Below are 26,992 nucleotides of genomic sequence, written 5' to 3'. Positions count from 1 at the left end.
CTTCTACCCCGCCGCCGGCGCGGTCCCGAAGAACCGCTGGGCGTGGCGGACCGACTCGGCGAGCGCTTCGACGTCGTCGAGGGTGTTGTACACGTAGAACGTCGCCCGCGTGGTCGCCGGCACCTGGAACGCGCGGTGCAGCGGCCAGGCGCAGTGGTGGCCCACGCGGACCTCCACACCCTGGTCGTCGAGCACCTGGCCGACGTCGTGCGGGTGGATGTCCTCGACCGTGAAGGAGACCGCGCCGCCCCGGTCGACGGTGTCGGCGGGGCCCACGATGCGGACGCCCTCGATGCCGCCGAGCAGCTTCACCGCGTGCTCGGTGAGCCGGTGCTCGTGCGCCGCCACGTTGGCCATGCCCAGCGCGCTCAGGTAGTCGCAGGCCGCGGCCAGGCCGACCGCCTGCGGCGCCATCGGCACCCCGGCCTCGAACCGCTGCGGCGGGTCGGCCCAGGTGCTGGACTCCATGTGCACGGTGCCGATCATCGAGCCGCCGGTGATGAACGGCGGCATCGCCGCGAGCAGCTCGGCCCTGCCCCACAGCACGCCGATGCCGTTCGGGCCGAGCATCTTGTGCCCGGAGAACACCAGGAAGTCGGCGCCGGTCTCGGCGACGTCGACCGGCATGTGCGGCACCGACTGCGCGGCGTCGAGCAGGACCAGCGCGCCGGCCTCGTGCGCCCGGTCGGCGATGCGCCGCACCGGGTTGACGGTGCCGAGCACGTTCGACTGGTGGGTGAGGGCCACCAGCTTGGTCCGCTCGGTGATGAGCTCGTCCATGCCGGACAGGTCGAGCCGGCCGTCCGCGGTCAGGCCGAACCAGCGCAGGGTCGCGCCGGTGCGCCGGCACAGCTCCTGCCACGGCACCAGGTTGGCGTGGTGCTCCATCTCGGACACGACGATCTCGTCGCCGGGGCCGACGGAGAACCGCCGGTAGGGCTCGTCGGCGGTGGCCGCGTTGCCCAGCGCGTAGGCGACCAGGTTGATCGCCTCGGTGGCGTTCTTGGTGAACACCACTTCGCCGGGCACGGCGCCGATGAAGCCGGCGATGGTGGCGCGCGCCGCCTCATAGGCGTCGGTGGCCTCCTCGGCGAGCTGGTGCGCGCCGCGGTGGACCGCCGCGTTGTGCCGCTCGTAGAACTCCCGCTCAGCGTCGAGGACCTGCCGGGGCTTCTGCGCGGTGGCGCCGGAGTCGAGGTACACCAGGGGGCGGCCGTCGCGGACGGTCCGGTGCAGGATCGGGAAATCCTCCCGGACCGCCGCGGCGTCGAGCCGCCCCGGCTCGGTCGGGGTCACTGGGCTGCGCCCGCCTTCACGAACCGCTCGTAGCCCTCGTTCTCCAGCACGTCGGCCAGCTCCGGGCCGCCGGACTCGGCGATCCGGCCCTCGGCGAAGACGTGCACGAAGTCCGGCTTCACGTAGTTGAGGATGCGGGTGTAGTGCGTGATGAGCATGACGCCGAGGTCGTTGTCGGCGTGGGCGCGGTTGATGCCCTCGGAGACGATCTTGAGCGCGTCGACGTCGAGGCCGGAGTCGGTCTCGTCGAGGATCGCGACCTTCGGCTTGAGCAGCTCCAGCTGGAGGATCTCGTGCCGCTTCTTCTCGCCGCCGGAGAAGCCCTCGTTGACGCCGCGGGCGGCGAAGGCGGAGTCGATGGAGAGGTTCTTCATCGCCCCCTGGAGCTCCTTGGAGAACTGGCGGAGCTTGGGCGCCTCACCGCGCACGGCAGTGACCGAGCTGCGGAGGAAGTTGGACATCGAGACGCCGGGCACCTCGACCGGGTACTGCATGGCGAGGAACAGGCCGGCGCGGGCCCGCTCGTCGACCTCCATGTCGAGGACGTTCTCGCCGTCGAGGAGGACCTCGCCGGCGGTGATCTCGTAGCGCGGGTGGCCCGCGATCGCGTAGGCGAGGGTGGACTTGCCGGAGCCGTTCGGGCCCATGATGGCGTGCGTCTCACCGGAGTTGATGGTGAGGTCGACGCCCTTGAGGATCTCGCGGCGCTCGTCCTCGCCGATCAGCACGTCGGCGCGGAGACCGCGGATTTCGAACTTCGTCATGTCAGGTCCTCAGGAATTCTTGTCATCCAGCGAGACGAGCACGTCGTCGCCGTCGATCTTCACGTCGTAGGTGGGCACCGGCTTGGTCGCGGGCGGGTTGATCGCCGCCCCCGAGCGCAGGTCGAAGCAGGAGCCGTGCAGCCAGCACTCGATGGTGCCGTCCTCGACCTCCCCCTCGGAGAGGCGGACCTCCGCGTGCGAGCACACGTCCCGCACCGCGAAGACCTCGCCCTCGGTGCGCACCAGCGCCACCGGGGTCTCGTCGTCCAGCTCGATGCCCAGGGCGCCCTCCTCGGGGATCTCCCCGAGTTCGGCCACCTTGGTCCAGCCGCCGGTCTCAGCCATGGGCCGCAAGCTTCCGCTCGACCTTCTCCATGACGTGGTCGCGGAGCTCCTCGTCGTCGATGCGGTTGACGATGTCCAGGAAGTAGCCGCGGATGATCAGCCGGCGCGCCTCGTCCTCCGGGATCCCGCGCGAGCGCAGGTAGAAGAGGTGGATGTCGTCGAGCCGCCCGCTGGCGCTGGCGTGCCCGGCGCCGTTGACCTCGCCGGTGAAGATCTCCAGGTTGGGGACCGAGTCCACCCGCGTGTCGTCGGAGAGCTGCAGGTTCCGGTTGTTCTCGTAGGAGTCCGTCCCGGTGGTGCCCTCGCCGATGATCACGTCGCCGATCCAGACGGCGTGCGCGTCCGCGCCGTTCAGCGCGCCCTTGTAGTTGACGCGGGACCGGGTGTTGGACACGTTGTGGTCGATCAGCGAGCGGTGCTCGTGGTGCTGGCCGTCGCCGGCGAAGTAGAGGCCGTACAGCTCGGCGTTGCCGCCCCGCTCGGTGAAGGACACCCGCGGCGAGAGCCGCACGACGTCGCCGCCGAGCGTGATGACGATCGACTTGAAGTCGGCGTCCTTGCCGATGCGGGCGTTGTGCTGGCTGACCTCGACGGCGTCGCCGTCCCACTCCTGGAGGCTGACCAGGGTGAGCTTGGCGCCCTCGCCGACGTGCACGTCCAGGCTTCCCGCCCGCACACCGGTGCCGGTGTTGGTGACGATGACGGTGGCCTCGGCCAGCGGCTTGACGTCGATCACCAGCTGCTCGAAGGCGGTGCCGCCGAGCCCCTTGCGGTCGATGGTGACCGGCGCGCCGGCGGCGTGCCCCTGCGGCACCGTGACGACGGTGGCCTGCTCGAAGGAGCTGTAGGCCTGGGCGACCACCCGGTCGACGGGCAGGCCGGCGGTGCCGAGCCGCGCGTCGTCGCGGCCGACGGTCTCCACCGCCACGCCCTCCGGCGCGCTGATGGCGGTCTCGTCGGCGCCGTCAGCCGTGCCGGAGAAGTTGTGCAGGCCCTTCAGGCGGCGCAGCGGGGTGAACCGCCACTCCTCCTCCCGCCCGGTGGGCACGGGGAAGGCGTCCACGTCGAAGGAGCCGTGCGTGTCCAGCTTCGAGACGGGGATCTGCCCCAGCCCGCGGCTCTCCACCCCGGGCTCTGCGTTCGCGGTCGTCAACTTATCCCACCGATCCTTCCATCTGGAGCTCGATCAGGCGGTTGAGCTCCAGTGCGTACTCCATCGGGAGCTCCCGTGCGATGGGCTCCACGAATCCTCGGACGACCATGGCCATGGCCTCTTCTTCGCCCATCCCCCGGCTCATCAGGTAGAAGAGCTGGTCCTCGCTGACCTTGGAGACAGTGGCCTCGTGCGCGAGCTCGGTGTCGTCCTCGCGCAGGTCGTTGTAGGGGTATGTGTCGGACCGGCTGATGGTGTCGATCAGCAGCGCGTCGCACTCGACCGAGGACTTGGCCAGGTGCGCGCCCTCCTGCACGTGGATCAGCCCGCGGTAGGAGGAGCGGCCGCCGCCGCGCGCCACCGACTTCGAGACGACCTTGGAGGAGGTGTTCGGCGCGCAGTGCACCATCTTGGCGCCGGTGTCCTGGTGCTGGCCCTCGCCGGCGAAGGCGATGGAGAGCGTCTCGCCCTTGGCGTGCTCGCCCATCAGGTAGACGGCCGGGTACTTCATGGTGACCTGCGAGCCGATGTTGCCGTCGACCCACTCCATGGTGGCGCCCTCGTAGGCGACGGCGCGCTTGGTCACCAGGTTGAAGACGTTGTTCGACCAGTTCTGGATGGTCGTGTAGCGGCAGCGCGCGTTCTTCTTCACGATGATCTCGACGACCGCGGAGTGCAGCGAGTCGGTCTTGTAGATCGGCGCGGTGCAGCCCTCGACGTAGTGCACGTAGGCGCCCTCGTCGACGATGATCAGCGTCCGCTCGAACTGGCCCATGTTCTCGGTGTTGATCCGGAAGTAGGCCTGGAGCGGGATCTCGACGTGCACGTTCGGCGGCACGTAGATGAAGGAGCCGCCGGACCAGACGGAGGTGTTCAGCGCCGCGAACTTGTTGTCGCCGGACGGGATCACCGAGCCGAAGTACTCCTCGAAGAACTCCGGGTGCTCGCGCAGGGCGGTGTCGGTGTCCATGAAGATGACGCCCTGCTCCTCCAGGTCCTCGCGGATCTGGTGGTAGACGACCTCGGACTCGTACTGCGCGGCGACACCGGCAACCAGGCGCTGCTTCTCCGCCTCGGGGATGCCCAGCTTGTCGTAGGTGTTCTTGATGTCCTCGGGCAGGTCCTCCCAGGAGGCGGCCTGCTTCTCCGTGGAGCGCACGAAGTACTTGATGTTGTCGAAGTCGATGGCGGAGAGGTCGGCACCCCAGGAGGGCATCGGCTTCTTGTCGAAGAGCTTCAGCGCCTTGAGCCGCGCCTTCAGCATCCACTCCGGCTCGTCCTTCTTGGCCGAGATGTCGCGGACGACCTCTTCGCTCAGGCCGCGCCGAGCGGATGCGCCGGCCGCGTCGGGGTCGGCCCAGCCGTACTCGTATGTACCGAGCCCTTCGAGCTCGGGGTGCGCGATCGACGTCATTACGCGGACTCCTCCTGGACTCTGACGTCCTGTTGGTCACTCCCGCCGCGGCTGGAGGCCGGGCGGGCGGTTTCGGTGCTGCTGCCCTCGAGGTCGCGGGGCGTCACGTGGGTGGTGCAGACGCCGTCGCCGTGGGCGATGGTGGCCAGCCGCCGCACCGGGGTGCCCAGCAGCCGCGCGAACGCCTCGACTTCGGCTTCGCACAGCTCGGGGAACTCCGCTGCCACGTGCCCCACCGGGCAGTGGTGCTGGCACAGCTGCTGGCCTCCACCGGGTGCGGGGGCCTCTCCCGCCACGGCGGCGTAGCCGTCGTTGCTCAGCGCTTCGGCGAGCCTGCGGGCCCGCTGGTGCGCCGGGACGCCGTCGAGCAGCGGCCGGTACCGGTCCTCCAGGTCGGCGACCTGGCTCCGGGCGAATTCGGCGACCGCGCCCGGCCCCGCGCGCTGCGCCAGGAAGCGCAGCGCCGAGGAGGCGAGGTCGTCGTAGCCGTGCACGAAGGCGTCGCGGCCGGCCTCGGTGACCGCGAAGACCCGGGCCGGGCGGCCGCGGCCGCGGCGTCCGATCGGGCGGGCGTCGCGGGCCTCGACCAGCCCTTCCTCCATGAGGTTGTCAAGGTGGCGGCGGATGGCCGCCGAGGTGAGTCCGAGCCGCTCACCGAGGCTGGAGGCGGTGATCGGACCCTGCTCCAAGATGAGCCGCGCCACCCGCGCGCGCGTGGACTGGCCGTGCGCGCCGTCGGGCAGCACGGCCCCCGACTGCGGCAGCGGACCCTCACTCACCTTTTTCACAACATCAGTGTGGCGTAAATGCTTCCGATGAGGCAAACGGTGATTCATGCCCTTGATCACCAAGGCAAGGCTTACCTGAATCCGCCGCGACCAGCCGGTTCCGCCCTGGTGGAACAAGCCCCGGGACGGCCCCGGCATTCCCCGAACTGCACCCCTCCGATCCGCCCGATCCGCGGCGCGGACCGTATTGCGAGATGACTGTCTCGCATTGCGGGACGCCACTGTGGGCGGGGCGGGTCGGATCCCTGCTGCGGCGCCCATAGACTTCCCAATCATGGGAACAGCAGCGGTCGAGGTGTCCGGCCTCGTGAAGCGGTACGGCGCGACCACCGCCGTGTCCGGGCTGTCGTTCACCGCGCCGGCCGGCGCGGTGACCGCGCTCCTCGGCCCCAACGGCGCCGGCAAGACCTCCACCGTGGAGATCTGCGAGGGGTTCCGCCGCGCCGACGCCGGCACCGTCCGGGTACTGGGCCTGGACCCCGCCGCCGACGCGGCCCGGCTGGCTCCGCGGGTGGGGGTCATGCTGCAGTCCGGCGGCGTGCCCACCGGCGCGCGGGCCGGCGAGTGGCTGGAGCTGATGGCGGCCTTCCACGCCGACCCGGTGCCGCCGCAGGCGCTGCTGGAGCGGCTCGGGCTGACCGCGGTCCGGCGGACCCCGTTCCGCCGGCTCTCCGGCGGCCAGCAGCAGCGGCTCAGCCTGGCCGCGGCCGTGGTCGGCCGCCCGGAGGCGGTGTTCCTCGACGAGCCGACCGCGGGACTGGACCCGCAGGCGCGGCACGCCACCTGGGACCTCATCGAGGAGCTGCGCTCCTCCGGCGTCGCGGTGCTGCTCACCACGCACTACATGGAGGAGGCCGAGCGCCTCGCCGACCACGTGGTCATCATCGACCGCGGCCGCGTGGTCGCCGACGGCAGCACCGCCGACCTCACCTCCACCCGCCAGGAGCTGCGCTTCGAGACCGGCGGCGCGGCCGACCCGGCCGGCCTGCGTGCCGCCCTGCCGGCCGGGACGGCCGTGGACGCCGCGCCGGCCCGCGGTGCCGCCGGCCGCACCGCCTGGACCGTCACCGGCGGCGGCAGCGGCGCCGCCCCGGTGCCGATCGGGCCCGAGCTGGTGGCGACCGTCGGGACCTGGTGCGCCGCCAACGGCGTCCAGCCCGAGGGGCTCCGCGTCCAGCAGCGCACCCTGGAAGACGTCTTCCTCGACCTGACCGGCCGCGAACTGCGAGAGCCATGACCGAGACCGCACCGGGCACCGCCCTGTTCACCCCGTCGCCCGGCGCCGCGCCGCTGCCCCGGATGATCGCCGCGCAGGCCGGCATGGAGCTGCGCATCATGCTCCGCAACGGGGAGCAGCTCCTGCTGACGATGGTCATCCCGATCCTGCTGCTGGCCGGGTTCAGCACCACCGGGGTGCTCGACCTCGGCGAGGGCGCGCGGGTCGACTTCCTCACGCCCGGCATCCTCGCGCTGGCGGTGCTGTCCACCGCGTTCACCGGCCAGGCCATCGGCACCGGGTTCGAGCGCCGCTACGGCGTGCTCAAGCGGCTCGGCGCCACCCCGCTCTCCCGGTTCGGGCTGCTCGCCGCCAAGACCGCAGCGGTGCTCGCGGTGGAGGCGCTGCAGATCACCGTGCTGTGCAGCGTCGCCCTGCTGCTCGGCTGGCAGCCGGCCGGCGGCCCGGCCGGCTTCGCCTACTGCGCGCTGCTGGTGCTGCTCGGCACCGCCGCGTTCAGCTCGCTCGGCCTGCTGCTGGCGGGCACCCTGCGCGCCGAGGCGACGCTGGCCGCCGCCAACCTCGTCTACGTGGTGCTGCTCGGGCTGGGCGGCGTCGTGTTCGCCGTCGACCGGTTCCCCGAGGCCGTGCAGCCGCTGCTGCACGCGCTGCCGATCACCGCGCTCGCCGAGGGCATGCGCGCGGTGCTCGCCGGCGGTGCGCCGCCGGCCCTCATGCCGGTGGCCGTGCTCGCGCTGTGGGCGGCCGCCGGCGCCGCCCTGGCCGCGCGGTTCTTCCGCTGGGAGTAGGCCGGGCACGCCGGGCGCCACGCCGGGCACACTCCCCGTCAGGCGTCCCGCTCGATCGGGCAGCTCATGCAGTGCGGCCCGCCGCGGCCGCGGCCCAGCTCCGATCCGGGCACCGTGAGCACCTCGACGCCGTTGGCCCGCAGGTGGGCGTTTGAGGTGGTGTTGCGCTCGTAGGCGACCACCACGCCCGGCTCCAGGGCCAGCACGTTGCAGCCGTCGTCCCACTGCTCGCGCTGCGAGGAGAAGACGTCCTGGACCGGGGTGAGCACCTCCAGCTTGTCGAACCCCGCCGCTTCGGCGATGACGCGGTACATGTCCTCGGGCGGGTGGTCGGTGATGGTCAGCCCGCTCGGGCCGGGCCCCGGCTCCAGGGTGGCCGACGGCAGCCGGCCCAGCCCGGCGTAGGCGGTGAACACGCCGCGGTCGACGCCGGTCATCACGGTGTCCAGGTGCATCACGGCGCGGGCGTGCGGCATGTGCAGGCAGACGAGGCGCTCGGCGCCGCCGCCCGCGAACAGTTCCCGGGCCAGCATCTCGACGGCTTGGGGACGGGTGCGCTCGCCGGCGCCGACGAGAACGGCGCCGTTGCCGATCGGCATCACGTCGCCGCCCTCGATGGTGGCCGGCGCGTGCTCCCGGCCCTGGTTCCACACCGCGAATCCGGCGCCGGCGAACATCGGGTGCCACCGGTAGACCGCCTCGTAGTGCACGGTCTCGCGGCGTCGCGCCTTCTTGCGCATGGCGTTCACCGACACGCCGCCGTACAGCCAGCAGGAGGTGTCGCGGGTGAAGAGGTGGTTGGGCAGCGGGTCGAGCACGAAACCGTCGTCGGGCAGCGAGTGCAGCCACAGCGACACCGGGTCGCCGGTGTGCTCCAGCAGCTCGGCCTTGGTCCACCCGCCGATCAGGACGCTGCACAGCGCGGCGTCGTCCAGGGCGGCGAGCGCGGCGCGCAGCGGCCCTGCGGCGCGCGGCCCGTGGAAGCGCTCGTCGGCGACTGCGGCGAGGATGTGGTCCCGGGCCGCGGGGACGGCGAGCACCTCGCGGAGCAGGTCGTGGAAGTAGTGGACGCGCACGCCGTGCGAGCGCAGCAGCCCGGTGAAGGCGTCGTGCTCCTCCATGGCGCGCTGCACCCAGAGCACGTCGTCGAAGAGCAGCTCCCCCCGGTTGGCCGGGGTCAGCCGCTTCATCTCCAGGCCGGGCCGGTGCACGATGACCTGGCGCAGCCGCCCCACCTCGGAATCCACCCGGAACACCATGCGCGCCGTCCTTTCCCTTCCGGCCGCGGCTCGGCCGCTCCCCCACCGGCCTACCCCGCTCCCGCAGCCGCCACCGGATCGGCGCAGCCCGCACCGGCGGCTGCGGAACCGGTGCCGCGGCGCACGTAGGATGGTCCGACGTGACCGCCGACGCCTCTGCCAGCACCTCCGGACCGACACCGCCCCCGGAGCCGCCCGGCTCGCTCTTCGACCGCCTGCCGCCGACCGGTCTGGTGCTCGTCGGCATCGTCTCGGTCCAGGCCGGCGCGGGCATCGCCAAGGGCCTGTTCGACGAGCTGCCGCCGGCGGCCGTGGTCTGGCTGCGGCTGCTCACCTCGGCGGTGCTCCTGGTGCTGATCGCGCGGCCGGTCCTGCGCGGCCGCAGCCGGGCCGACTGGGCGGTGGCGGCCGGCTTCGGGCTCTCCCTGGCCACCATGAACTACGCGATCTACCAGTCGTTCGCGCTGATCCCGATGGGCGTGGCCGTCACCATCGAGTTCCTCGGCCCGCTCGCCGTGGCCGTGCTGGGCTCGCGGCGCAGGATCGACGTGCTCTGGGTGCTGCTGGCCGGCGCGGGTGTGGTGCTGCTCGGCCAGAGCGGAGCCGACGGCGACATCACTGCGGCCGGCGTCGCGTTCGCACTGCTGGCCGGCGTGGCCTGGGCCGCCTACATCCTGCTCAGCGCGGCGACCGGGCGGCGGTTCGCCGGCACTTCGGGGCTGGCGATCGCGAGCGTGGTGGGCGCGGTCGCGGTGGCGCCGGCCGGCATCGCCGAGGGCGGCGACGCGCTGCTCGATCCGCGGCTGCTGCTGATCGGCCTGCTCGTCGGCGTGCTGTCCTCGGTGGTGCCCTACACGCTGGAGCTGAAGGCGCTGCGCCGCATGCCGCCGCGCGTCTTCGGCATCCTGATGAGCCTGGAGCCGGCCGCCGCCGCCCTGGTCGGGCTGGTCCTGCTCGGCGAGTTCCTCGCGCCCGGCCAGTGGCTCGCGATCGCCTGCGTCGTCGCGGCCAGCATCGGCGCCACCCGGACCGGCTCCCGCGGCGCGCCCGCCTGAGGAGCGCGCCGCCCCGGGGTGCCGGGTGTCCGGGCGCGCGGCGGCGCCGGCCGGGTCAGTCCTTGCGGGCCACGCCGCAGTACTGCGCGACGCGGGCGTCCGGGTCGTAGGGGCCATCCGGGCGCCAGTCCGTGCAGGAGACCACGCCCGGCTCCAGCAGCGTGTAGCCGTCGAAGAAGGCCGCCAGCTCCCCGCCGGTGCGCAGCAGCATCGGCGTCGAGCCGCTCTCGTTCCAGATCCGGGCGCCCTTCTCGGCGTTCTCCCGGCGCACCTCGGTGGTGGCGACGGAGAGCACGACGTGGCTGCCGGCCGGCAGCGGCGCCATCAGCCGGTCGATGATGTCCTTGGTCTGGGCGTTGTCCGGGATGAACTCCAGGATCGCCAGCAGCGTGACGGCGACCGGACGGGAGAGGTCCAGCGTCTCACCCGCGCGCTCCAGGATCGCCTCGGGCTCGCGCAGGTCGGCGTGGATGTAGTCGGTGCTGCCCGGCTCCTGGCCGACCAGCAGCGCACGGGCGTGGGCCAGCACCACGGGGTCGTTGTCGACGTAGACGACCCTGGCGTCCGGCGTGGCCGACTGGGCCGCCTCGTGGGTGTTGCCCGGCCCGGGGATTCCGGTGCCGATGTCCAGGAACTGCCGCACGCCCGCCTCGGCGGCGAGGTGGCGCACTGCTCGGCCGAGGAAGCCCCGGTTGGCGCGGGCGTTGGCGCGCATGTCCGGGATAGCGGCGAGGATCGCCTCCCCGGTCTCCCGGTCGGCGGCGAAGTTGTCCTTGCCGCCCAGCCAGTAGTCCCAGATGCGCGCGGGGTGCGAGACGGAGGTGTCGATCACGGGATCGGCCATGGGGGGTCCTTCCGAAGCGGTGTGCCGGCCCGGCGCCGGCTGCCTGGGAGCGGCCCAGCGCCGCGGTTCCCGGCAGTCTAGGGGCTCTGGGCGGCGCCCCTCCCCGCTCCGGCCTCTCCGCCGCCGGAGCGGGGGGCACCCCCTGCCGGACACCCCGGTGGCACCTGGCCGGCGGGCGGGTCCGCAACCGTCCGGTTCCGGCGCCGCCCCGCTCGCCGCGTCCCGGCCCCCGCCGCCCCGTCAGCCGCGGGGGCGGATGCGGAAGACCGGGTGGCCGGCGGCGACGGGCGCGAAGTCGGCGGCCGGGGCGCTGCGGTCGACCGGGATGTGCGGGCGGGCGCCGGGAGCGAGGGCGAGGTAGCGCTTGATGATCGGCGGGCGCTCGGCCGCGGGCACCTCCTCCAGCAGGACCGGGACGGCGGTGCCGTGCCGGAGCACGGCCCGGCCCCCGTCTGCGCGCACGTTGCGCACCCAGTTGGCCTCGCCGAGCATCGACACGAGGTAGCGCTCACCGCCCACCTCGGCGACGACGAGCGGGAACGTGACGCGGCGCCCGCTGGTCCGGCCGCGCACCTCCAGTTCGATCCAGTTGTCCCGGGCGAGCACACCCGACCGGAACCACCACGCGGAGAGGCGGTTCATCGCGGCGGCGGTGCGGTCCGGCCGCCCGCCCCGGTACATCCGGCGCTTCCAGGTACTGAGCACGGGTCCTCCTTCGGCGCCGGACCGGAGGCATCCGGGGGCGCGGTGTCCGCGGCGGCCGTCCCGCCGCTCACTGGGGCACTTTGAGACATGATGTCTCAAGTACCAATCCCACCGTCCCACACCACGGGGCGCCGGTCCCGCGCCGCCGCTGTCCGCATCGGGCCACCGCCCGCCCGGCCCCCGCAGCACCGCCGGGCGGGCGCGCCGGAACCGCCGCGGAACCCCGCCCCGGGGCACGGTTGCACCGGGTTTCTACTACGCTGTGTCGTATGCTTGTCGACGCTGGTCCGGGCGCTGTGGCGGCCGAAGAGATCGAGATTCTCTCCCTCCCCCTGTGGGCGTGGCAGATCGCTGTCGCCGTCGCCGGGGTCGTCGCGCTCGCGCTGCTGGCGCGCACGGTGTGGGAACCGACGGCGCGGTCGCTGCGCTGGTGGGCGCTGGGCAACGTCGTGGTGAACGCCGGCATCGCCGTCACCGGAGCGACGGTCCGCGTCACGTCCTCCGGGCTGGGCTGCTCCGAGTGGCCGCGGTGCACGCCGGACAGCTTCGTCCCGATGGGCGGCGACCACCCGGCGCTCAACGCCGCGATCGAGTTCGGCAACCGCACGCTGACGTTCCTCGTGCTCGCCGTCGGCATCATCGTGTTCGTCGCGACGCTGCGGCTGCGCCCGCGCCGCGCCGACCTGCTGGCGATGGCCACGGCGATCCCGCTGGGCGTGCTCGGCCAGGCCGTGGTCGGCGGCATCACCGTGCTCACCGACCTGCACCCGGCCTCGGTCGGCGCGCACTTCCTGCTCTCGATGGCGGTGGTCGTGATCACCGTGGCCTACTACGTGCGCTGCCGCGAGCCGGAGGGCGAGCTGCGCCCCACCGTCGGCCGACCGCTGCGCGCGCTCGCCACCGCCCTGGTGCCGACCGGCTTCCTGCTGCTCATCGCCGGCACGGTGGTGACGGGGACCGGACCGCACGGCGGGGACGCCGACGCCCCCCGGTACGGCTTCGACATGCTCGTCGTGGCGCCGATCCACTCCGGCCTGGCCTGGCTGGTGCTGGTGGGCGGCCTCGCCGCGGTGCTCCTCGCCTGGCGCAGCGGCGCACCGCAGCCGGTGCGCAGGCAGAGCCTGCTGCTGGTCGCCGCGGTCCTGGGCCAGGGCGCCCTCGGCTACATCCAGTACCTCTACGGCCTGCCGGAGTGGCTCGTGGTCGGGCACGTGCTCGGCTCGGCGCTGGTGTGGATCGCGATCCTGCGGCTGTACTTCGCGACCGCGGAGCGGGTCACCGCCCCGGCGGCGGCCCCGGAGGCGCCTGCGGCGGCGGTCCGCTGAACCCGCGGCGCGCCTGCGCCTCGGCGATGACGTGGGCGAAGTCGGCCCGCTTGAGGAAGCCCGAGTCGGTCACCGACGGCGCCCAGTCGGGCGCCGCCGGCCGGGCCACGCGGCCGAGGAACGCCTCCCGGGCCACGTGCATCAGTGCCAGGAAGGCGTCCCGCCGCTTCTCCCAGTGCGGACGCGCAACGCCCCGGTCGAGCCGCTGGTGCAGCAGCGCGAGCTCGGTCGCCGCCAGCTGGTAGTCCTCCATCGCGCGGCGGCCGCGCTGGCCGGCCGTGCGCAGCGCCCACCGGCGCGCGGCGCGGCGCCCGCCCATGCTGCTGAGCATGCGCACGTCGGCCGGCGAGACCAGCCCGGTCTTGACATAGGGCGGCAGGTAGTGGGCGATGGCGGCGATCTGCCGCCGCCGGTCGCCGACGGCGATGCCGACGATGGTGACCAGCACGAAGAACAGCAGCACGTAGGCGACGCCGAGGCCGGTCCAGCCGAACGCGGTGGAGCCGTTCCACAGCGCGTGCAGGAGGACCGCGCCGATCCAGCCGGCGACGGGCGCCAGCAGGCGCCCCGGGCCGCGGTTCATGGCCGCGTAGGCGACTCCCAGCCCGATCATCGCCGTGTAGAGCGGGTGTCCGAGCGGGCCGACCAGGCCGCGCAGCACGAAGGTGAAGGCCAGGCCGAAGAAGCCCTCTTCGAAGTAGGACGTCAGGAAGTACAGGACGTTCTCGGAGAAGGCGAAGCCGGTGGCGACCATCGCGGCGTAGATCACGCCGTCGGTGTAGGAGTCGATCTCGTAGCGCCGCCGCCAGAGCAGGACCAGCAGCACCAGGCCCTTGGCGCTCTCCTCGATCACCGGAGCGCCGACAGCGGAGGCGATGAAGGTGCCGGTGTCGGCGCCGAACAGCGGCACCGCCCACAGCTCCATGCCCGCGGTGTTGAGCAGGAACGACGCCCCGACCGCGACGCCGGCGCCCCAGAGGAACGCGAACAGCATCATCGACGGCGGCTCGGGCTCCAGCCGGTCCAGCATCAGGATCAGCGGGATCAGCACCGCGACCGGGATCACCGCGGCCAGCAGGCTCACGAGGAACCCGACGACGCCGGAGACGCCCCCGGTCGCCAGTCCCGCGGTGAGCAGGTAGCCGAGCATTCCCAGGGTGCACAGGACGCTGATGAAGATCCCGATGAACAGCCCGTATGAGCGGCTGCCGGGGGTGCGTCCTTCGAGGATGGCCTTGGTGTCGAGGCGGTCGGGCATGGCCCCAGATCGTAGCCCCCGCGAGGGTCCCGGCGCGCCAGGACCTGCCCGCCGGCGGGGACATCGTGCCCGGGAGTGTTCCGGCGCGGCGGCCCGGTGGGGCCGTCCCGGGGGTTAGCGCGCCGGCGCCGCCGCCCCGCCGCCGGCTGCTAGGCGAACCACTGGGCCAGGAGCGGGTCGATGGTGACCGCGGTGAACAGCAGTGCCAGGTAGGCGTTGGACAGGTGGAAGAAGCCCATCGTCTTCAGCTTGGCGCCGGTGGCCCCGGCGCGGCTCGCGGCGTAGAGGCGGTGCGCCTGGACCAGGAACAGGATGCCGAGGGCGACGGCGACGGCCAGGTAGAACAGCGTGGTCCCGGCCACCGGCCAGAGCGCGACCGAGGTGAGCACGGTGGCCCAGCTGTACAGCACGCACTCGAGGAGGACCCGCTTGTCCGAGGCGACCACCGGAAGCATCGGGACGTTGGCCGCGGCGTAGTCCTCCCGGTAGCGCATGGCCAGCGCCCAGGTGTGCGGCGGCGTCCAGAAGAAGACCACCAGGAAGAGGACGAGCGGCGCCCAGTCGAGGCGGTCGGTGACCGCGGCCCAGCCGATCAGGACCGGCATGCAGCCGGCGATACCGCCCCACACGACGTTCTGCGCGGTGCGCCGCTTGAGCAGGATCGTGTAGACGAAGATGTAGAACAGGATCGCGAAGAGCGACAGCGCCGCCGACAGCCAGTTCACGAAGACCAGGAAGCCGGCCGTGGACACGGCGGCCAGGATGAGCCCGTAGGCCATCGCGCCCCGCGGGGTGACCTGGTGCATCGCCACCGGGCGGCGCCGGGTGCGGCGCATCTCCTGGTCGATGTCGCGGTCGATGTAGCAGTTGATGGCGTTGGCGCTGGCCGCCGACATGGTGCCGAAGACCAGGGTGGCCACCGCGGTCCACAGCGGGGGGATCCCCTTGGCCGCGACGAACATCACCGGGATCGTCGTGATCAGCAGCAGCTCGATGACGCGCGGCTTGGACAGCGCGACATACGCCCGGACATAGGCGCCGAAGGACGCCCGGCGGCCGGGCTCCCCCTGTTCACCGGACGCCGCGTGGGGGGGCCTCTCCCCTGCAGCCGCCCGCTCCACGGACATGGACACGCTGAACCTCGAAGGAAATATAGGGACCGTCACTGCTCGCCACAGCGGGGTCCGGGTCGACTCCGGCGCGCGGCCAAGAACCCGTAAAACCCCGTCAACGACATACTGTAGTACTCCCGCGGGAGGGGGCTCGACCGGGGTTCCGACTGCGCGCAGGGCCTTCTACGCTCCCACACGCCCGCACCGGCGGCCACCCGCCACGCAGGCCCCCCGCCTGGCCCGCGGCCCCCGCGCATCCGCCGCGCAGCGCGCGTTCCCGGCCCCGCCCGCGCCCCGCAGCCTGAAGCGACCCTCCCCGTTCGGCCCCTTTGCCGCTCCCTGTCGGGCATTGCCCCGATCCGCACCCCGGCGGCGGCCGCGTCAACGCGGCGTCGCGCCGGCACCGCGGCCTTCCCCGTCCGGTGCGCGCGGCGGGCCGTGCGGAGCCCGCGGCCCGCTGGAGCGGGCGATAGGCTCGAACCGGTCATCGACCAGCCAGCATGGACAACGTCACAGTCGCGGTCCCCGGTGAACGCTGCCCGGGGCCGCCCGAAAGGAGCCCTGAGCCCGCGTGAACATCGGCACTGAGAACACCTTCGAGTGGTCGGACCTGGACCGGCGCTCGGTCGATGTGGTCCGGACGCTGGCCATGGACGCCGTCGAGGAGGCGGGCTCCGGCCACCCGGGGACCGCGATGAGCCTCGCCCCTGCGGCCTACCTGCTGTTCCAGAAGATCATGCGGCACGACCCGGCTGACCCGCAGTGGATCGGGCGCGACCGGTTCGTCCTCTCGGCCGGACACAGCAGCCTCACCCTCTACATCCAGCTCTACCTCGCCGGCTACGGCCTGGAGCTGGAGGACCTGAAGAACCTGCGCGCGTGGGGCAGCCGCACCCCGGGCCACCCCGAGCACGGCCACACGGCCGGCGTGGAGACCACCACCGGCCCGCTCGGGCAGGGCATCGGCAACGCCGTCGGCATGGCCATGGCGGCCCGCCGCGAGCGCGGCCTGTTCAACCCCGACGCCGCGCACGGCACCAGCCCGTTCGACCACCACGTCTACGCGATCTGCTCCGACGGCGACGTGCAGGAGGGCGTGAGCCACGAGGCGAGCGCGCTGGCCGGCGTCCAGGAGCTCGGCAACCTGGTGCTGATCTGGGACGACAACCAGATCTCCATCGAGGACGACACCCGGATCGCGTTCTCCGAGGACGTCGCGGCCCGCTACGCCGCCTACGGCTGGCACGTGCAGACCGTCGACTGGACTGCCACCGGCACCTACCGCGAGGACGTCCAGGAGCTGCACGACGCGATCCGCGCCGCGCAGGCCGAGACCGGCCGCCCGTCGTTCATCCGGCTGCGCACCGTGATCGGCTGGCCCTCGCCGAACAAGCAGAACACCGGCGCCATCCACGGTGCCGCGATGGGCGCCGACGAGGTCGCCGCCACCAAGCAGGAGCTGGGCCTGGACCCGGCAGCGGTCTTCGAGGTTCCCGCCGAGGTGCTCGCGCACACCCGCGCCGCCCGCGACCGGGGCGCTGCCGAGCACACCGCGTGGACCGCCTCCTTCGACGCCTGGCGCACCGGCGCCGGCGAGCGCGGCGAGCTGTTCGACCGGCTCGCCGCCGGCGCGCTTCCCGAGGGCTGGGAGCAGGCCGTGCCGGTCTTCGAGGCCGACGACAAGGGGATGGCCACCCGCAAGGCCGGCGGCGAGGTGCTGTCCGCCCTCGCGCCGGTGCTGCCCGAGCTGTGGGGCGGCTCCGCCGACCTGGCCGGCTCCAACAACACCACGCCCAAGGGCGAGCCGTCGTTCCTGCCGCAGAGCGCGGCCAGCGCCATGTTCCCGGGCAACCCCTACGGCCGGGTGCTGCACTTCGGCATCCGCGAGCACGGCATGGGCGCGGCGCTGAACGGCATCGCCCTGCACGGCCCGACCCGCCCCTACGGCGGCACGTTCCTGGTGTTCAGCGACTACATGCGCCCGGCGGTGCGGCTCGCCGCGCTGATGCAGCTGCCGGTGACCTACGTGTGGACGCACGACTCCATCGGCCTGGGCGAGGACGGCCCGACGCACCAGCCGGTCGAGCACCTGTGGTCGCTGCGCGCCATCCCGGGGCTGGACGTGGTCCGCCCGGCCGACGCCAACGAGACCGCGGTCGCCTGGAAGACCCTGCTCGCCTCCGGCGAGCGGCCGACCGCACTCGCTCTGACCCGGCAGAACGTGCCGGTGCTGGACCGCTCGGTGTACGGCCCGGCCGAGGGCACCGCGCGCGGCGGCTACGTGCTGGCCGAGGCCGACGGCGGCGCGCCCGCGGTGATCCTCATCGCCACCGGCAGCGAGGTCGAGCTCGCCCTGCAGGCGCGCGAGCAGCTGCAGGCCGAGGGCACCCCGGCACGCGTGGTGTCGATGCCGTGCGTGGAGTGGTTCCAGGCGGAGAGCGCCGAGTACCGGGAGAGCGTGCTGCCGTCGGCGGTGCGGGCCCGCGTGTCGGTCGAGGCCGGCATCGCGATGGGGTGGCGCGAGTTCACCGGCGACGCCGGCCGCTCGGTCTCCCTGGAGCACTTCGGCGCCTCGGCGCCCTACCAGCGCCTGTACGAGGAGTTCGGGATCACGGCGGAGGCCGTCGTCGCTGCGGCCCGCGACAGCATCGCCGCCGCGTCCTGACCCTCTTCCCGCGAGCCCACGAAGGAGTGAGAACCGTGACCGATGCCCTGAGCAAGCTCAGCGCCGAGGGGACCGCGGTCTGGCTGGACGACATCAGCCGCGACCGGCTGCGCACGGGCAACCTGCAGCAGCTCATCGACGGCTCCAGCGTCGTCGGCGTCACCTCGAATCCGACCATCTTCCAGAAGGCGCTCGCCGAGGGCGACGCCTACGACGCGCAGCTGCACGACCTGGCCGCCCGCGGCGTCTCGGTCGACGAGGCGGTGCGCGCGCTGACCGGCGCCGACATCCGCGCCGCCGCCGACGTGCTGCGCCCGGTCTACGACGCGACGGGCCGCACCGACGGCCGCGTGTCGCTGGAGGTCGACCCGCGGCTGGCGCACGACACCGAGCGGACCGTCGCCGAGGCGCGGGCGCTGTGGTGGCTGGTGGACCGGCCCAACCTGATGATCAAGATCCCGGCCACGCCGGAGGGCCTGCCGGCGATCACGCGGGCGCTCGCCGAGGGCATCAGCGTCAACGTGACGCTGATCTTCTCGCTGGCGCGCTACCGCGAGGTGATGGCCGCCTTCCAGGAGGGCATCGCCAAGGCCCGCGAGGCCGGGCTGGACGTGGCGCGGATCCAGTCGGTGGCGTCGTTCTTCGTCAGCCGGGTGGACGCCCAGGTCGACAAGCGGCTGGACGCCATCGGCACCGCGGAGGCGGCCGACCTGCGCGGCCGGGCGGCCATCGCCAACGCCCGGCTGGCCTACGCGGCCTGCCAGGAGTTCTTCGACAACGACGCGTGGCGGGTGCTGGAGGCCGCGGGTGCGCAGCGGCAGCGGCCGCTGTGGGCGTCCACCGGCGTGAAGGACCCGGCCTACGACGACACCCGCTACGTGGCCGGACTGGCCGCGCCGGGCACCGTCAACACGATGCCGGAGGCCACCCTGGAGGCCGTCGCCGACCACGGCGAGATCACCGGGGACACCGTCACCGGCACCGCGGACCGGGCCCGCGCCGACCTGAACGCGCTGGCCGGCGTCGGCGTCGACCTGGAGGCGGTCCTGGAGGAGCTGGAGAAGGACGGCGTCGCCAAGTTCGAGCAGTCCTGGGAGCAGCTGCTCGACCAGGTGCGCTCCGCACTCGGCTCCGCCTGAGCCGTTCCGCGGCGGCCGCCGGACGCACCGGGCGCGGCGGGCGGGAAGACCGCTCCGCCGCGCCCGATCGGCGTTAGGCTCGGGTGCTGCGGGCGCTGCAGCGCCCGCGCGGCAGCGGCGCGGGCAGCGGGCCATGGGCGCGAACGGAAGGGTCATCGAGGGTGGACGACGCGAACCGGATCGAAGAGGCGCACGGCGGGCTGAGGGTCGAGGTGCGCGGCCCGGCCGCGGACCGCACGGCCGCCGCGGTCGCCGCGCTGTCCGCCGACGGGGTGCCGGCCGCCCTCGCCGGCAAGGACGCCGCCCTGTGGGGCCCGGGCGCCGCCGAACTGGCCGCGGTCCGGCTCGGCTGGCTGGACCTGCCGCGGTCCTCCCGGCAGCTGCTGCCGCGGCTGGAGGCGCTCCGCGCCGAGCTGCGCGCCCAGGGCCTGGACCGGGTGGTGCTGGCGGGCATGGGCGGCTCCTCACTGGCACCGGAGGTCATCGCGGCGACCCGCGGCGCCGAGCTCACCGTGCTCGACACGACCGACCCGGGGCAGGTGCGCGCCGCGCTCGCCGACCGGCTGGAGCGCACCGTGCTGGTGGTCTCCTCCAAGAGCGGCGGCACCGCGGAGACCGACGCGCACCGCCGCGTCTTCGAGCGGGCGTTCACCGACGCCGGCATCGACCCGGCCGGACGCATCGTCTGCGTCACCGACCCCGGCTCGCCGCTGGCGGAGCTGGCCGAGAAGCACGGCTACCGCACCTTCCTCGCCGACCCGGAGGTGGGCGGCCGGTACAGCGCGCTGTCGGCCTTCGGCCTGGTCCCGGCGTTCCTGGCCGGGGTCGACGCCGCCGCCCTGCTGGACGAGGCCGAGGCGCTGGCCGGCGGCCTGGCCGAGACCGACAACCCGGCGCTGCTGCTCGGCGCGGCGCTGGGCGCCAGCGGCGCCCGGGACAAGGCGGTACTGGCCGGCGCGACGCCGGTGCGGCTGGGCGACTGGATCGAGCAGCTCGTCGCCGAGTCCACCGGCAAGCAGGGCACCGGCGTGCTGCCGGTCGTCGTGGAGGGCGTGAACGCGCCGGGCTTCGCGGACCGGCCGGACACGCTGCTGGTCGGCTTCTCCGAAGCCGGGCCGGCTCCGGACGGCGGCGCGGCGGTCCGGGTGACCGGCCCGCTCGGCGCGCAGTTCCTCGCCTGGGAGTACGCGACCGCGATCGCCGGGCGGCTGCTCGGCATCGACCCGTTCGACCAGCCCAACGTGCAGGAGTCCAAGGATAACACCGCGGAGCTGCTGGCGGCGGCGGGATCCGGACCGCCGGCTCCGGCGGAGCCGCTGTTCACCGAAGGGGCGGTAGAGGTGTACGCCTCCGCCCGCGCGCCCCGCGCCGGCGACCTGGCCGGGCTGCTGCGCGAGCTGGCCGGCGCGGTGCCGGCCACCGGGTACCTGGCGGTGATGGCCTACCTGGACCGGTTCGCCGACGCCGCGGCGGCCGGGCTGCGGCCCGGGCTGGCGGCGCGCACCGGCGCGCAGGTCACGTTCGGGTGGGGGCCGCGGTTCCTGCACTCGACCGGGCAGTACCACAAGGGCGGCCCGTCCGACGGCGTGTTCCTGCAGATCACCGGCGATCCGGCGGCCGACCTGGAGATCCCCGGGCGCGGCTACGGCCTGGCGCGGCTGCAGCGGGCCCAGGCTCTGGGAGACTTCGCAGCGCTGGACGGCCGCGGGCGGCCCGCGGTCCGGCTGCACCTGCGCGACCGGCGGGAAGGCCTGGCGCAGCTGCGCGACGCGCTGCGGTGACGACGGGGCCCGGGAGCACCGGGCCGGACACAGAGGCCGATGTGACAGTGCTCGAGACAGCGTCCGCAGCGGCGTGCCCGGCAGCGGCCGGCGCGCCGGACCCGCTCAACCTTGGGGGAACCACGTGAGAGAGCCGGCGATGCCGGGGGCCACGCCGAACCCGCTCCGCGATACCGACGACCGCCGCCTGCCGCGGATCGCCGGGCCGTGCGTGCTGGTGCTGTTCGGCGTCACCGGCGACCTCGCGCGCAAGAAGCTGCTGCCGGCGATCTACGACCTCGCCAACCGGGGGCTGCTGCCGCCCGGCTTCGGCCTGGTCGGGTTCGCCCGCCGGGACTGGGCCGACCAGGACTTCGCCCAGGTCGCCCACGACGCGGTACGCGAGCACGCGCGCACCCCCTTCCGCGAGGACGTGTGGCGCCAGCTCAGCGAGGGCGTCCGGTTCGTGCAGGGCGAGCTCGACGACGACGCCGCCTTCGACCAACTGGCGCAGACCGTCACCGACCTCGACGCCGACCGCGGCACCGGCGGGAACTACGCCTTCTACCTGTCGCTGCCGCCGGCGCTGTTCCCCACGGTGGTCACCCAGCTGAAGCGGTCCGGGCTGGCCGCCTCGGAGGGCGGCGCGTGGCGGCGGGTGATCATCGAGAAGCCGTTCGGGCACGACCTGGAGAGCGCCCGCGAGCTGAACGCGGTCGTCGACGACGTCTTCCCGCCCCAGTCGGTCTTCCGGATCGACCACTACCTGGGCAAGGAGACCGTCCAGAACATCATGGCGCTGCGGTTCGCCAACACGCTGTTCGAGCCGCTGTGGGACCGCACCCTCGTCGACCACGTGCAGATCACCATGGCCGAGGACATCGGGGTGGGCGGCCGCGCCGGCTACTACGACGGGATCGGCGCGGCGCGCGACGTCATCCAGAACCACCTGCTGCAGCTGCTGGCGCTGGTCGCGATGGAGGAGCCGGTCTCCTTCACCGCGGACGAGATCCGCACCGAGAAGGAGAAGGTGCTCTCCGCGGTCCGGCTGCCCGAGGACCTGGCGTCCGGCACCGCCCGCGGGCAGTACGCGGCCGGCTGGCAGGGCGGCGCCGAGGTGCCGGGGTACCTGCAGGAGGAGGGCATCCCCGCCGATTCCACCACCGAGACCTATGCGGCGCTGCGCCTGGAGGTGAACACCCGGCGGTGGGCCGGCGTCCCGTTCTACCTGCGCACCGGAAAGCGGCTCGGGCGGCGGGTGACCGAGGTGGCGCTGGTGTTCCGGCGCGCGCCCAACCAGATGTTCAACCAGACCGACACCGAGGACATGGGGCAGAACGCGCTGGTGCTGCGCATCCAGCCCGACGAGGGCGTCACCATGCGGTTCGGCTCCAAGGTGCCGGGCGCGGCGATGGAGGTCCGCGACGTCACGATGGACTTCGCCTACGGCCAGTCGTTCACCGAGGCGAGCCCGGAGGCCTACGAGCGGCTCATCCTGGATGTGCTGGTGGGAGACCCGCCGCTCTTCCCGCGCCAGCGCGAGGTGGAGCTGTCCTGGGAGGTGCTGGACCCGGTGGAGGAGTACTGGTCCTCGGACGGCCAGCCGGAGCAGTACGCGTCCGGCCAGTGGGGGCCCGCGTCGTCGGACGCGATGCTCGCCCGCGAGGGCCGCCAGTGGCGGCGGCCGTGAGCGCGGGCAGCGCCGGCGGCGCCCGGCCGGGGACCGGCACCGGAACGCAGCAGACTTCCGTCGAGGAGGACCGGCGATGACCCTGTACCTGCCGCGGACCACCACCGCGCAGATCACCGAGGCGCTCGCCGCGGAGCGGCACAGCATCGGCGGCGGCGCCATGAACATGGTGCTGACGCTGGTGGTGGTCACCGACGAGGCGGACAGCTACGACGCCGTGCGCGCCGCCACCGAGGCCGGCCGCGAACACCCGTCGCGGATCCTCGCGGTGATCCGCCGCGACTCCGGTGCGGAGCCCGCGATCGACGCCGAGATCCGCCGGCCGGGTACGGCCGGCCCGGGCGAGGCGGTGCTGCTGCGGCTGTACGGGCCGCTGGGCGGGCACGCCGATTCCGTCGTCACGCCGCTGCTGGTGCCCGATGCGCCGGTGGTGGTGTGGTGGCCGGGTGTCGGCCCGCAGGACCCCTCGGCCGACCCGATCGGCGCACTGGCGCACCGGCGCATCACCGACGCGCTGCGCGCCCCCGACCCGCTGGCCGACCTGTTCGCGCGGGTCGCCGCCTACCGGCCCGGCGACACCGACCTGACCTGGACGCGGCTGACCCCCTGGCGGTCGATGCTGGCCAGCACCATGGACCACCCGCCCGGCTGGGTGACCGGAGCCGAGGTCACCGCGGAGCCGCACTACCCGAGTGCGGAGCTGCTCGCCGGCTGGCTGTCGCTGCAGCTCGGCGTGGAGGTGGCGCGGACCGAGTCGAACGGCCCCGGCATCACCGCGGTGACGCTGACCACCGACGCGGGCGCTATCGCACTGCGCCGGCAGGACGGCCGGGTGGCCACCCTGTCCCGTCCGGGGCAGCCGGACCAGACCGTCGCGCTGGCGCGGCGCCGGGCCGCTGAGGCGCTCGCCGAGGAGCTGCGCCGCCTCGACGCCGACGAGATGTACGAGCGCACCGCGCGCCACACGTGTGAGGGGGTGGGCGCGTGACCGGCGTCCCCGGCGGTTCCGGAGATCCGGCCGCGCCGGAGGTGATCGTGCATCCGGGCGCGGCCGAACTGGCCGAAGCGGCGGCCGCGCGCCTGGGCGGCCGGCTGGCCGAGCTGCAGGCGGAGCGCGGCGCGGCGTCGGTCGCGCTGACCGGCGGCGGGATCGGCATCGCGATGCTCGAAGCGCTCGCCGGCTCCGCGGCGCGGGACGCCGTGGACTGGTCCCGCCTCGACGTGTGGTGGGGCGACGAGCGGTTCCTGCCGATCGGCGACCCGGAGCGCAACGAGACCCAGGCGCGCCAGGCGCTGCTGGACGCGGTGCCGCTCGACCCGGCGCGGCTGCACCCGATGCCGGCTGCCGACGGTGCGGACGGCCCCGAGCCGGAGCCCGGCGCGGACCGCTATGCGCGCGCGCTCGCCGCGGCCGGCCCGCTCGACGTGGTGCTGCTCGGCGTGGGCCCGGACACTCACGTCGCGTCGCTCTTCCCAGAGTTCCCGGCGCTGTACGAGGAGGAGCGGGCGGCAGTGGCGGTGCGCGGCGCGCCGAAGCCGCCGCCGACCCGCGTCACGCTGACCCTGCCGGCGATCCGCGCGGCCGCCGAGGTGTGGCTGCTCGCCTCCGGCGACGGCAAGGCCGAGGCGGTCCGGATGGCCCTCGCCCCCGAGGCCGGTCCGGTCCAGGTCCCGGCCGCCGGAGCCCGCGGCACCGCCCGCACCCTGGTCCTGCTGGACCGCCCGGCCGCCGCAGCCCTGCCCCAGGACCTGTCGGCCCCGGGGCGCATGTAGCCCGCACTCCCGCGGACCCCGCCGGTCAGCAGTACGCCGGCGGGGCCTGCTGCGGCCGGCCTTCAGCCGAGGAGGGCGTCAAGCAGCGCGGTCCGACGGTCGCCCAGCCACGCCCGCCGGCGAAGGGGCTCCTGCCCGGCACCCTCGTCCCACATCCGCGCCCACCCGCCGCCGAGGTGGGTGGCGAAGGTGCGGAGGCGCTCCCGAGCCAGGTCGCAGCGGGCGATCGCGAGGTCGGGAAGGGCGCGGCGCTCAGCCTCCGACAGCCCGTAGCCGTCGGCCAGAACCCGCACCCGCGCCACCGGATCGGCCGCCGGCCAGGTCGGATGCCGGTCCTCCGGTGCGACGAGCGGTGCCCAGTGCCGCGCGGTGTTGGCCACGTCCACCAGCCGCGCAGCGGGGCCGGCAAGGTCGAAGTCGATGAACCCGGCGGCGCGGCCCTCGCGGACCACCGTGTTCTGCGGAGTGGTGTCGAGGTGGGTCACCAGCTCGGCCTCCGGCTGCGCCGCGGCCAGCTCCGCCGGCGGGGGCGGCACAAGGTCGCGCCCCCACACGCCGCCGCCGGGAGCCGCGAAGCCGGACGCAGCCAGGAACCCGGCCGACGCGTCGTGCAGTTCGCGCTGCAGAGCACCGACTGACGCCAGGAGGTGCGGATCCGCGGCCCACTCCTCCGGCGGAGCTCCGGCAACGGCACCGTCCAGGAACGTGAGGACATCCCGCCCCTGGCCGTCGCGCCCGAGAAAGCGCGGAGCCCCGTCGAACCCGGCCTGCTCCAGATGGTCGAGGTAGGCGGCGACGGCGGGGCTCTGCGGCTGTGCGGGCCGGCGCACCGTCCGGCCCGCACGGACAACGCCGTCGGTGACGTCGCCCTTGGGCAGCGCCGTCTCCGGCGCGTCATCGCCCGTGTAGCTGCGCATCGTCACGCTGCCCGGTAAGCGATCAGCCCCGGCCTCACTCGAAGATCTCCGCCGCCGTCGACGCGGTCAGCGCCCGGTCGGTCCAGCGCTCCAGAACCTCGGCGTCGCAGCAGTCCTCGATCCGAGCACGCTGCCGGTCGGTCAGGACGATTCCCCGGCTCGCGACCAGTTTCCACAGAAGCCTCCGCGTCGCCCTCTCCGCGCCTTCTGCGCGGCCTTCTTCGCGGCCTTCTGCGCGCAAGCGGTCGGAGTACTCCGTGCGGTAGTTGACCACGCTCGACATCACGTACGCCTCCAGCTCGGTCCTCGCATGCTCATCCACGATGGTGGCGAGGGCATACTGAGTTTGACGTGCTCCCCTGCTCTATAGGGCGGGGATTCCGGCCTGGGGCGTCTGCCCCTTCCGGTGGCTTCCTGCGTCACCGCGCTGCGCCGGGACCTTCGCCCCGGTCTTACCTGCGCTCAGCGAGGCGTTGAGCCGGTCCGCTCGCCCAGCGGCCCGGATATTGCGCGCGGCGTTCACGTCGCGGTCGTGGACAGCCCCACACGCCCGACACGTCCACTCGCGGACGTGCAAGAGCTTGGGGCCGTCCTTGATTCCACAGGCCGAGCAGACCTGAGAGGTCGGCTCGAAACGGCCGATCCTGGCGAAGTACCGGCCGTGCTTGACGGCCTTGTACTCCAGCATCCCGACAAACATCGACCAGCCCGCGTCGTGCACGGACTTCGCCAGGCGCGTACGGGCCATGCTCTTGACTGCGAGGTCTTCCACATAGATCGCTTGGTTGTCGCGGATCAGGCCGGTGGAGAGCTTGTGCAGCCAGTCTCGGCGCTGGTCGGCCACGACAGCATGCTGGCGTGCGAGCTTGGCCCGCGCCTTGGCGCGGTTGCGGCTGCCCTTGTCCTTGCGGCTCAGGGTTTTCTGCATCCTCTTGAGCTTCTTCTCGGCTCTGCGCAGGAAGCGGGGACTGCCGACCTTGGCCCCGTCGTCGAGCACCGCGAAGTGTCTGAGACCGAGGTCTATGCCGACGTCGGTGTCCCGCTCGGGCAGGTGCTCGGGGCCTGTGTCCACGACGAAGCTGAGGAAATAGCGGTCCGAGCTGTCCTGGATCACGGTCAGCGACGTCGGAGCGGCCGGGAGCGGGCGGGACCACTTCACTTTGAGGTTGCCGACCTTGGCCACATACACCGCGCCGTTGTCCCGGAGAGCGAAGGCAGTGCTGGTCAGGCGGATCGACTGCCGGGTGTCCTTCTTCGACTTGTCCCGGGGCGGCCCCGTCTTCGGCCGCTTCCCCCTGAGGCCGTCGAAGAAGTTCGTGAACGTTCTATCCAAGTCCCGCAGGGACTGCTGGAGTGCCACGGCGGACACCTCAGCCAGCCACGCCCGCTCGGGCGTCTTCTTGGCCTGGGTGATGCGGGTCGTGGACAGCTCCGCCGACGTCACGTACGCCCGCCCGGCCGCGTGCGCTTCCTGGCGGGTTCGCAAGCAGTCGTTCCACACCACCCGGGCGCACCCGAACGCCCGAGCCAGCGCACGACGCTGGGCGGCATCCGGGTACACCCGGTGGGAATAGCGAAGCTGCATGCCCAAGATCGTAAGCGAACGCGATCACGTGCACTTACTAATCCGCTAAACCCACTTAAAGTCGCCGTCTCGAAGATGGCAAATACCTCAAGGGCATCCCCGCCCGCCGGATCTACGGAT

The 26,992-nt window shown here is 73.4% G+C and carries 24 protein-coding genes; 10 read left to right on the top strand and 14 right to left on the bottom strand.

Annotated features, from left to right (window positions below; all coding sequences use genetic code 11):
- Positions 1-3: 3 nt before the first annotated feature.
- From ACYVGT_RS15680 to ACYVGT_RS15655, 6 genes are read right to left on the bottom strand one after another with little or no spacing between them, the layout of a single operon-like run.
- Complete coding sequence (locus ACYVGT_RS15680) at positions 4-1,296, bottom strand: cysteine desulfurase (protein WP_460858805.1); 1,293 nt, start codon at positions 1,294-1,296, stop codon at positions 4-6.
- Positions 1,293-2,060: a Fe-S cluster assembly ATPase SufC gene (gene sufC, locus ACYVGT_RS15675; RefSeq protein ID WP_460858803.1), complete on the bottom strand. Its 768-nt coding sequence runs from the start codon at positions 2,058-2,060 to the stop codon at positions 1,293-1,295. The genes ACYVGT_RS15680 and sufC overlap by 4 nt, the downstream gene beginning before the upstream one ends.
- A gap of 9 nt (positions 2,061-2,069) precedes the next feature.
- A complete protein-coding gene (locus ACYVGT_RS15670) occupies positions 2,070-2,405 on the bottom strand; it encodes a non-heme iron oxygenase ferredoxin subunit (protein ID WP_460858801.1) in 336 nt (111 codons plus the stop codon).
- Positions 2,398-3,558 (bottom strand): Fe-S cluster assembly protein SufD, encoded by a 1,161-nt coding sequence (sufD, locus tag ACYVGT_RS15665; protein ID WP_460858799.1) that lies wholly within the window; start codon positions 3,556-3,558, stop codon positions 2,398-2,400. The genes ACYVGT_RS15670 and sufD overlap by 8 nt, the downstream gene beginning before the upstream one ends.
- Position 3,559: 1 nt before the next feature.
- Positions 3,560-4,972: a Fe-S cluster assembly protein SufB gene (sufB, locus tag ACYVGT_RS15660; RefSeq protein WP_460858796.1), complete on the bottom strand. Its 1,413-nt coding sequence runs from the start codon at positions 4,970-4,972 to the stop codon at positions 3,560-3,562.
- A complete protein-coding gene (locus ACYVGT_RS15655; protein ID WP_460858793.1) occupies positions 4,972-5,808 on the bottom strand; it encodes a helix-turn-helix transcriptional regulator in 837 nt (278 codons plus the stop codon). The genes sufB and ACYVGT_RS15655 overlap by 1 nt, the downstream gene beginning before the upstream one ends.
- A 226-nt stretch (positions 5,809-6,034) precedes the next feature.
- Between ACYVGT_RS15655 and ACYVGT_RS15650 the strand changes: the two genes are divergently transcribed.
- A complete protein-coding gene (locus ACYVGT_RS15650; protein ID WP_460858791.1) occupies positions 6,035-6,997 on the top strand; it encodes an ABC transporter ATP-binding protein in 963 nt (320 codons plus the stop codon).
- Entirely contained in the window at positions 6,994-7,785 is a 792-nt protein-coding gene (locus ACYVGT_RS15645; protein WP_460858788.1) for an ABC transporter permease, read from the top strand. Before ACYVGT_RS15650 ends, ACYVGT_RS15645 begins: the two co-directional genes overlap by 4 nt.
- A 38-nt stretch (positions 7,786-7,823) precedes the next feature.
- Here the strand turns inward: ACYVGT_RS15645 and ACYVGT_RS15640 are convergent, their stop codons facing one another.
- A complete protein-coding gene (locus ACYVGT_RS15640) occupies positions 7,824-9,044 on the bottom strand; it encodes an arginine deiminase (protein ID WP_460858785.1) in 1,221 nt (406 codons plus the stop codon).
- A 140-nt stretch (positions 9,045-9,184) separates the two neighbouring features.
- On the opposite strand from ACYVGT_RS15640, the gene ACYVGT_RS15635 reads away from it, so the two are divergent.
- Positions 9,185-10,099: an EamA family transporter gene (locus ACYVGT_RS15635; RefSeq protein ID WP_460858783.1), complete on the top strand. Its 915-nt coding sequence runs from the start codon at positions 9,185-9,187 to the stop codon at positions 10,097-10,099.
- 55 nt (positions 10,100-10,154) lie between these two features.
- On the opposite strand, the gene ACYVGT_RS15630 is transcribed toward ACYVGT_RS15635, so the two are convergent.
- Together ACYVGT_RS15630 and ACYVGT_RS15625 are read right to left on the bottom strand one after the other, a co-directional pair.
- Positions 10,155-10,943, bottom strand: coding sequence for an SAM-dependent methyltransferase (locus ACYVGT_RS15630; protein WP_460858781.1), 789 nt, complete (start codon positions 10,941-10,943; stop codon positions 10,155-10,157).
- Positions 10,944-11,183: 240 nt separating this feature from the next.
- Positions 11,184-11,648, bottom strand: a complete 465-nt coding sequence (locus ACYVGT_RS15625) for a nitroreductase/quinone reductase family protein (protein ID WP_460858779.1) — start codon at positions 11,646-11,648, stop codon at positions 11,184-11,186.
- Between the two features lie 269 nt (positions 11,649-11,917).
- Here ACYVGT_RS15625 and ACYVGT_RS15620 point away from each other — a divergent pair, with 269 nt between their 5' ends.
- Positions 11,918-12,973 (top strand): COX15/CtaA family protein, encoded by a 1,056-nt coding sequence (locus ACYVGT_RS15620; RefSeq protein ID WP_460858777.1) that lies wholly within the window; start codon positions 11,918-11,920, stop codon positions 12,971-12,973.
- Here ACYVGT_RS15620 and ACYVGT_RS15615 read toward each other — a convergent pair.
- Together ACYVGT_RS15615 and ACYVGT_RS15610 are read right to left on the bottom strand one after the other, a co-directional pair.
- The gene (locus tag ACYVGT_RS15615) at positions 12,924-14,231 is read right to left on the bottom strand and encodes a PrsW family intramembrane metalloprotease (protein WP_460858775.1); all 1,308 of its coding nucleotides are present in this window, start codon (positions 14,229-14,231) and stop codon (positions 12,924-12,926) included. The genes ACYVGT_RS15620 and ACYVGT_RS15615 overlap by 50 nt on opposite strands.
- 149 nt (positions 14,232-14,380) lie before the next feature.
- Complete coding sequence (locus ACYVGT_RS15610; protein ID WP_460858895.1) at positions 14,381-15,358, bottom strand: heme o synthase; 978 nt, start codon at positions 15,356-15,358, stop codon at positions 14,381-14,383.
- A 556-nt stretch (positions 15,359-15,914) separates the two neighbouring features.
- On the opposite strand from ACYVGT_RS15610, the gene tkt reads away from it, so the two are divergent.
- From tkt to pgl, 6 genes are all read left to right on the top strand, one after another.
- Entirely contained in the window at positions 15,915-18,008 is a 2,094-nt protein-coding gene (gene tkt, locus ACYVGT_RS15605) for a transketolase (protein WP_460858772.1), read from the top strand.
- Positions 18,009-18,043: 35 nt separating this feature from the next.
- On the top strand, positions 18,044-19,147 hold the full coding sequence (tal, locus tag ACYVGT_RS15600) for a transaldolase (protein ID WP_460858770.1): 1,104 nt from the start codon (positions 18,044-18,046) through the stop codon (positions 19,145-19,147).
- A gap of 161 nt (positions 19,148-19,308) precedes the next feature.
- Positions 19,309-20,928 (top strand): glucose-6-phosphate isomerase, encoded by a 1,620-nt coding sequence (locus ACYVGT_RS15595; protein ID WP_460858768.1) that lies wholly within the window; start codon positions 19,309-19,311, stop codon positions 20,926-20,928.
- 139 nt (positions 20,929-21,067) lie between these two features.
- On the top strand, positions 21,068-22,597 hold the full coding sequence (gene zwf / locus ACYVGT_RS15590; RefSeq protein WP_460858765.1) for a glucose-6-phosphate dehydrogenase: 1,530 nt from the start codon (positions 21,068-21,070) through the stop codon (positions 22,595-22,597).
- A 76-nt stretch (positions 22,598-22,673) separates the two neighbouring features.
- Positions 22,674-23,585, top strand: a complete 912-nt coding sequence (locus ACYVGT_RS15585; protein WP_460858763.1) for a glucose-6-phosphate dehydrogenase assembly protein OpcA — start codon at positions 22,674-22,676, stop codon at positions 23,583-23,585.
- Complete coding sequence (gene pgl / locus ACYVGT_RS15580) at positions 23,582-24,370, top strand: 6-phosphogluconolactonase (protein ID WP_460858761.1); 789 nt, start codon at positions 23,582-23,584, stop codon at positions 24,368-24,370. The genes ACYVGT_RS15585 and pgl overlap by 4 nt, the downstream gene beginning before the upstream one ends.
- A gap of 62 nt (positions 24,371-24,432) precedes the next feature.
- Here the strand turns inward: pgl and ACYVGT_RS15575 are convergent, their stop codons facing one another.
- Genes ACYVGT_RS15575 through ACYVGT_RS15565 form a run of 3 tightly spaced genes read right to left on the bottom strand, consistent with a single transcriptional unit; the run spans position 24,433 to position 26,872 of the window.
- Complete coding sequence (locus ACYVGT_RS15575) at positions 24,433-25,287, bottom strand: phosphotransferase (protein WP_460858758.1); 855 nt, start codon at positions 25,285-25,287, stop codon at positions 24,433-24,435.
- 34 nt (positions 25,288-25,321) lie between these two features.
- Positions 25,322-25,609 (bottom strand): hypothetical protein, encoded by a 288-nt coding sequence (locus tag ACYVGT_RS15570; protein ID WP_460858756.1) that lies wholly within the window; start codon positions 25,607-25,609, stop codon positions 25,322-25,324.
- Between the two features lie 42 nt (positions 25,610-25,651).
- Positions 25,652-26,872, bottom strand: coding sequence for an RNA-guided endonuclease InsQ/TnpB family protein (locus ACYVGT_RS15565; protein ID WP_460858753.1), 1,221 nt, complete (start codon positions 26,870-26,872; stop codon positions 25,652-25,654).
- Positions 26,873-26,992 lie beyond the last annotated feature (120 nt).

The organism is Nocardiopsis coralliicola (assembly GCF_054779695.1).
This window is presented reverse-complemented; position numbering and strand designations above follow the sequence as displayed.

What these genes read in the sequence shown, in the direction of transcription:
- ACYVGT_RS15585 (WP_460858763.1), top strand. Translation starts at nt 22,674, where the DNA reads ATGACCCTGTACCTGCCGCGGACCACCACCGCGCAGATCACCGAGGCG.
- ACYVGT_RS15575 (WP_460858758.1), bottom strand. Translation starts at nt 25,287, where the DNA reads ATGCGCAGCTACACGGGCGATGACGCGCCGGAGACGGCGCTGCCCAAG.
- ACYVGT_RS15610 (WP_460858895.1), bottom strand. Translation starts at nt 15,358, where the DNA reads ATGTCCGTGGAGCGGGCGGCTGCAGGGGAGAGGCCCCCCCACGCGGCG.
- ACYVGT_RS15655 (WP_460858793.1), bottom strand. Translation starts at nt 5,808, where the DNA reads ATGAATCACCGTTTGCCTCATCGGAAGCATTTACGCCACACTGATGTT.
- ACYVGT_RS15615 (WP_460858775.1), bottom strand. Translation starts at nt 14,231, where the DNA reads ATGCCCGACCGCCTCGACACCAAGGCCATCCTCGAAGGACGCACCCCC.
- sufC (WP_460858803.1), bottom strand. Translation starts at nt 2,060, where the DNA reads ATGACGAAGTTCGAAATCCGCGGTCTCCGCGCCGACGTGCTGATCGGC.
- ACYVGT_RS15645 (WP_460858788.1), top strand. Translation starts at nt 6,994, where the DNA reads ATGACCGAGACCGCACCGGGCACCGCCCTGTTCACCCCGTCGCCCGGC.
- zwf (WP_460858765.1), top strand. Translation starts at nt 21,068, where the DNA reads ATGCCGGGGGCCACGCCGAACCCGCTCCGCGATACCGACGACCGCCGC.
- ACYVGT_RS15620 (WP_460858777.1), top strand. Translation starts at nt 11,918, where the DNA reads ATGCTTGTCGACGCTGGTCCGGGCGCTGTGGCGGCCGAAGAGATCGAG.
- ACYVGT_RS15565 (WP_460858753.1), bottom strand. Translation starts at nt 26,872, where the DNA reads ATGCAGCTTCGCTATTCCCACCGGGTGTACCCGGATGCCGCCCAGCGT.
- ACYVGT_RS15640 (WP_460858785.1), bottom strand. Translation starts at nt 9,044, where the DNA reads ATGGTGTTCCGGGTGGATTCCGAGGTGGGGCGGCTGCGCCAGGTCATC.
- ACYVGT_RS15630 (WP_460858781.1), bottom strand. Translation starts at nt 10,943, where the DNA reads ATGGCCGATCCCGTGATCGACACCTCCGTCTCGCACCCCGCGCGCATC.
- sufB (WP_460858796.1), bottom strand. Translation starts at nt 4,972, where the DNA reads ATGACGTCGATCGCGCACCCCGAGCTCGAAGGGCTCGGTACATACGAG.
- ACYVGT_RS15650 (WP_460858791.1), top strand. Translation starts at nt 6,035, where the DNA reads ATGGGAACAGCAGCGGTCGAGGTGTCCGGCCTCGTGAAGCGGTACGGC.
- ACYVGT_RS15670 (WP_460858801.1), bottom strand. Translation starts at nt 2,405, where the DNA reads ATGGCTGAGACCGGCGGCTGGACCAAGGTGGCCGAACTCGGGGAGATC.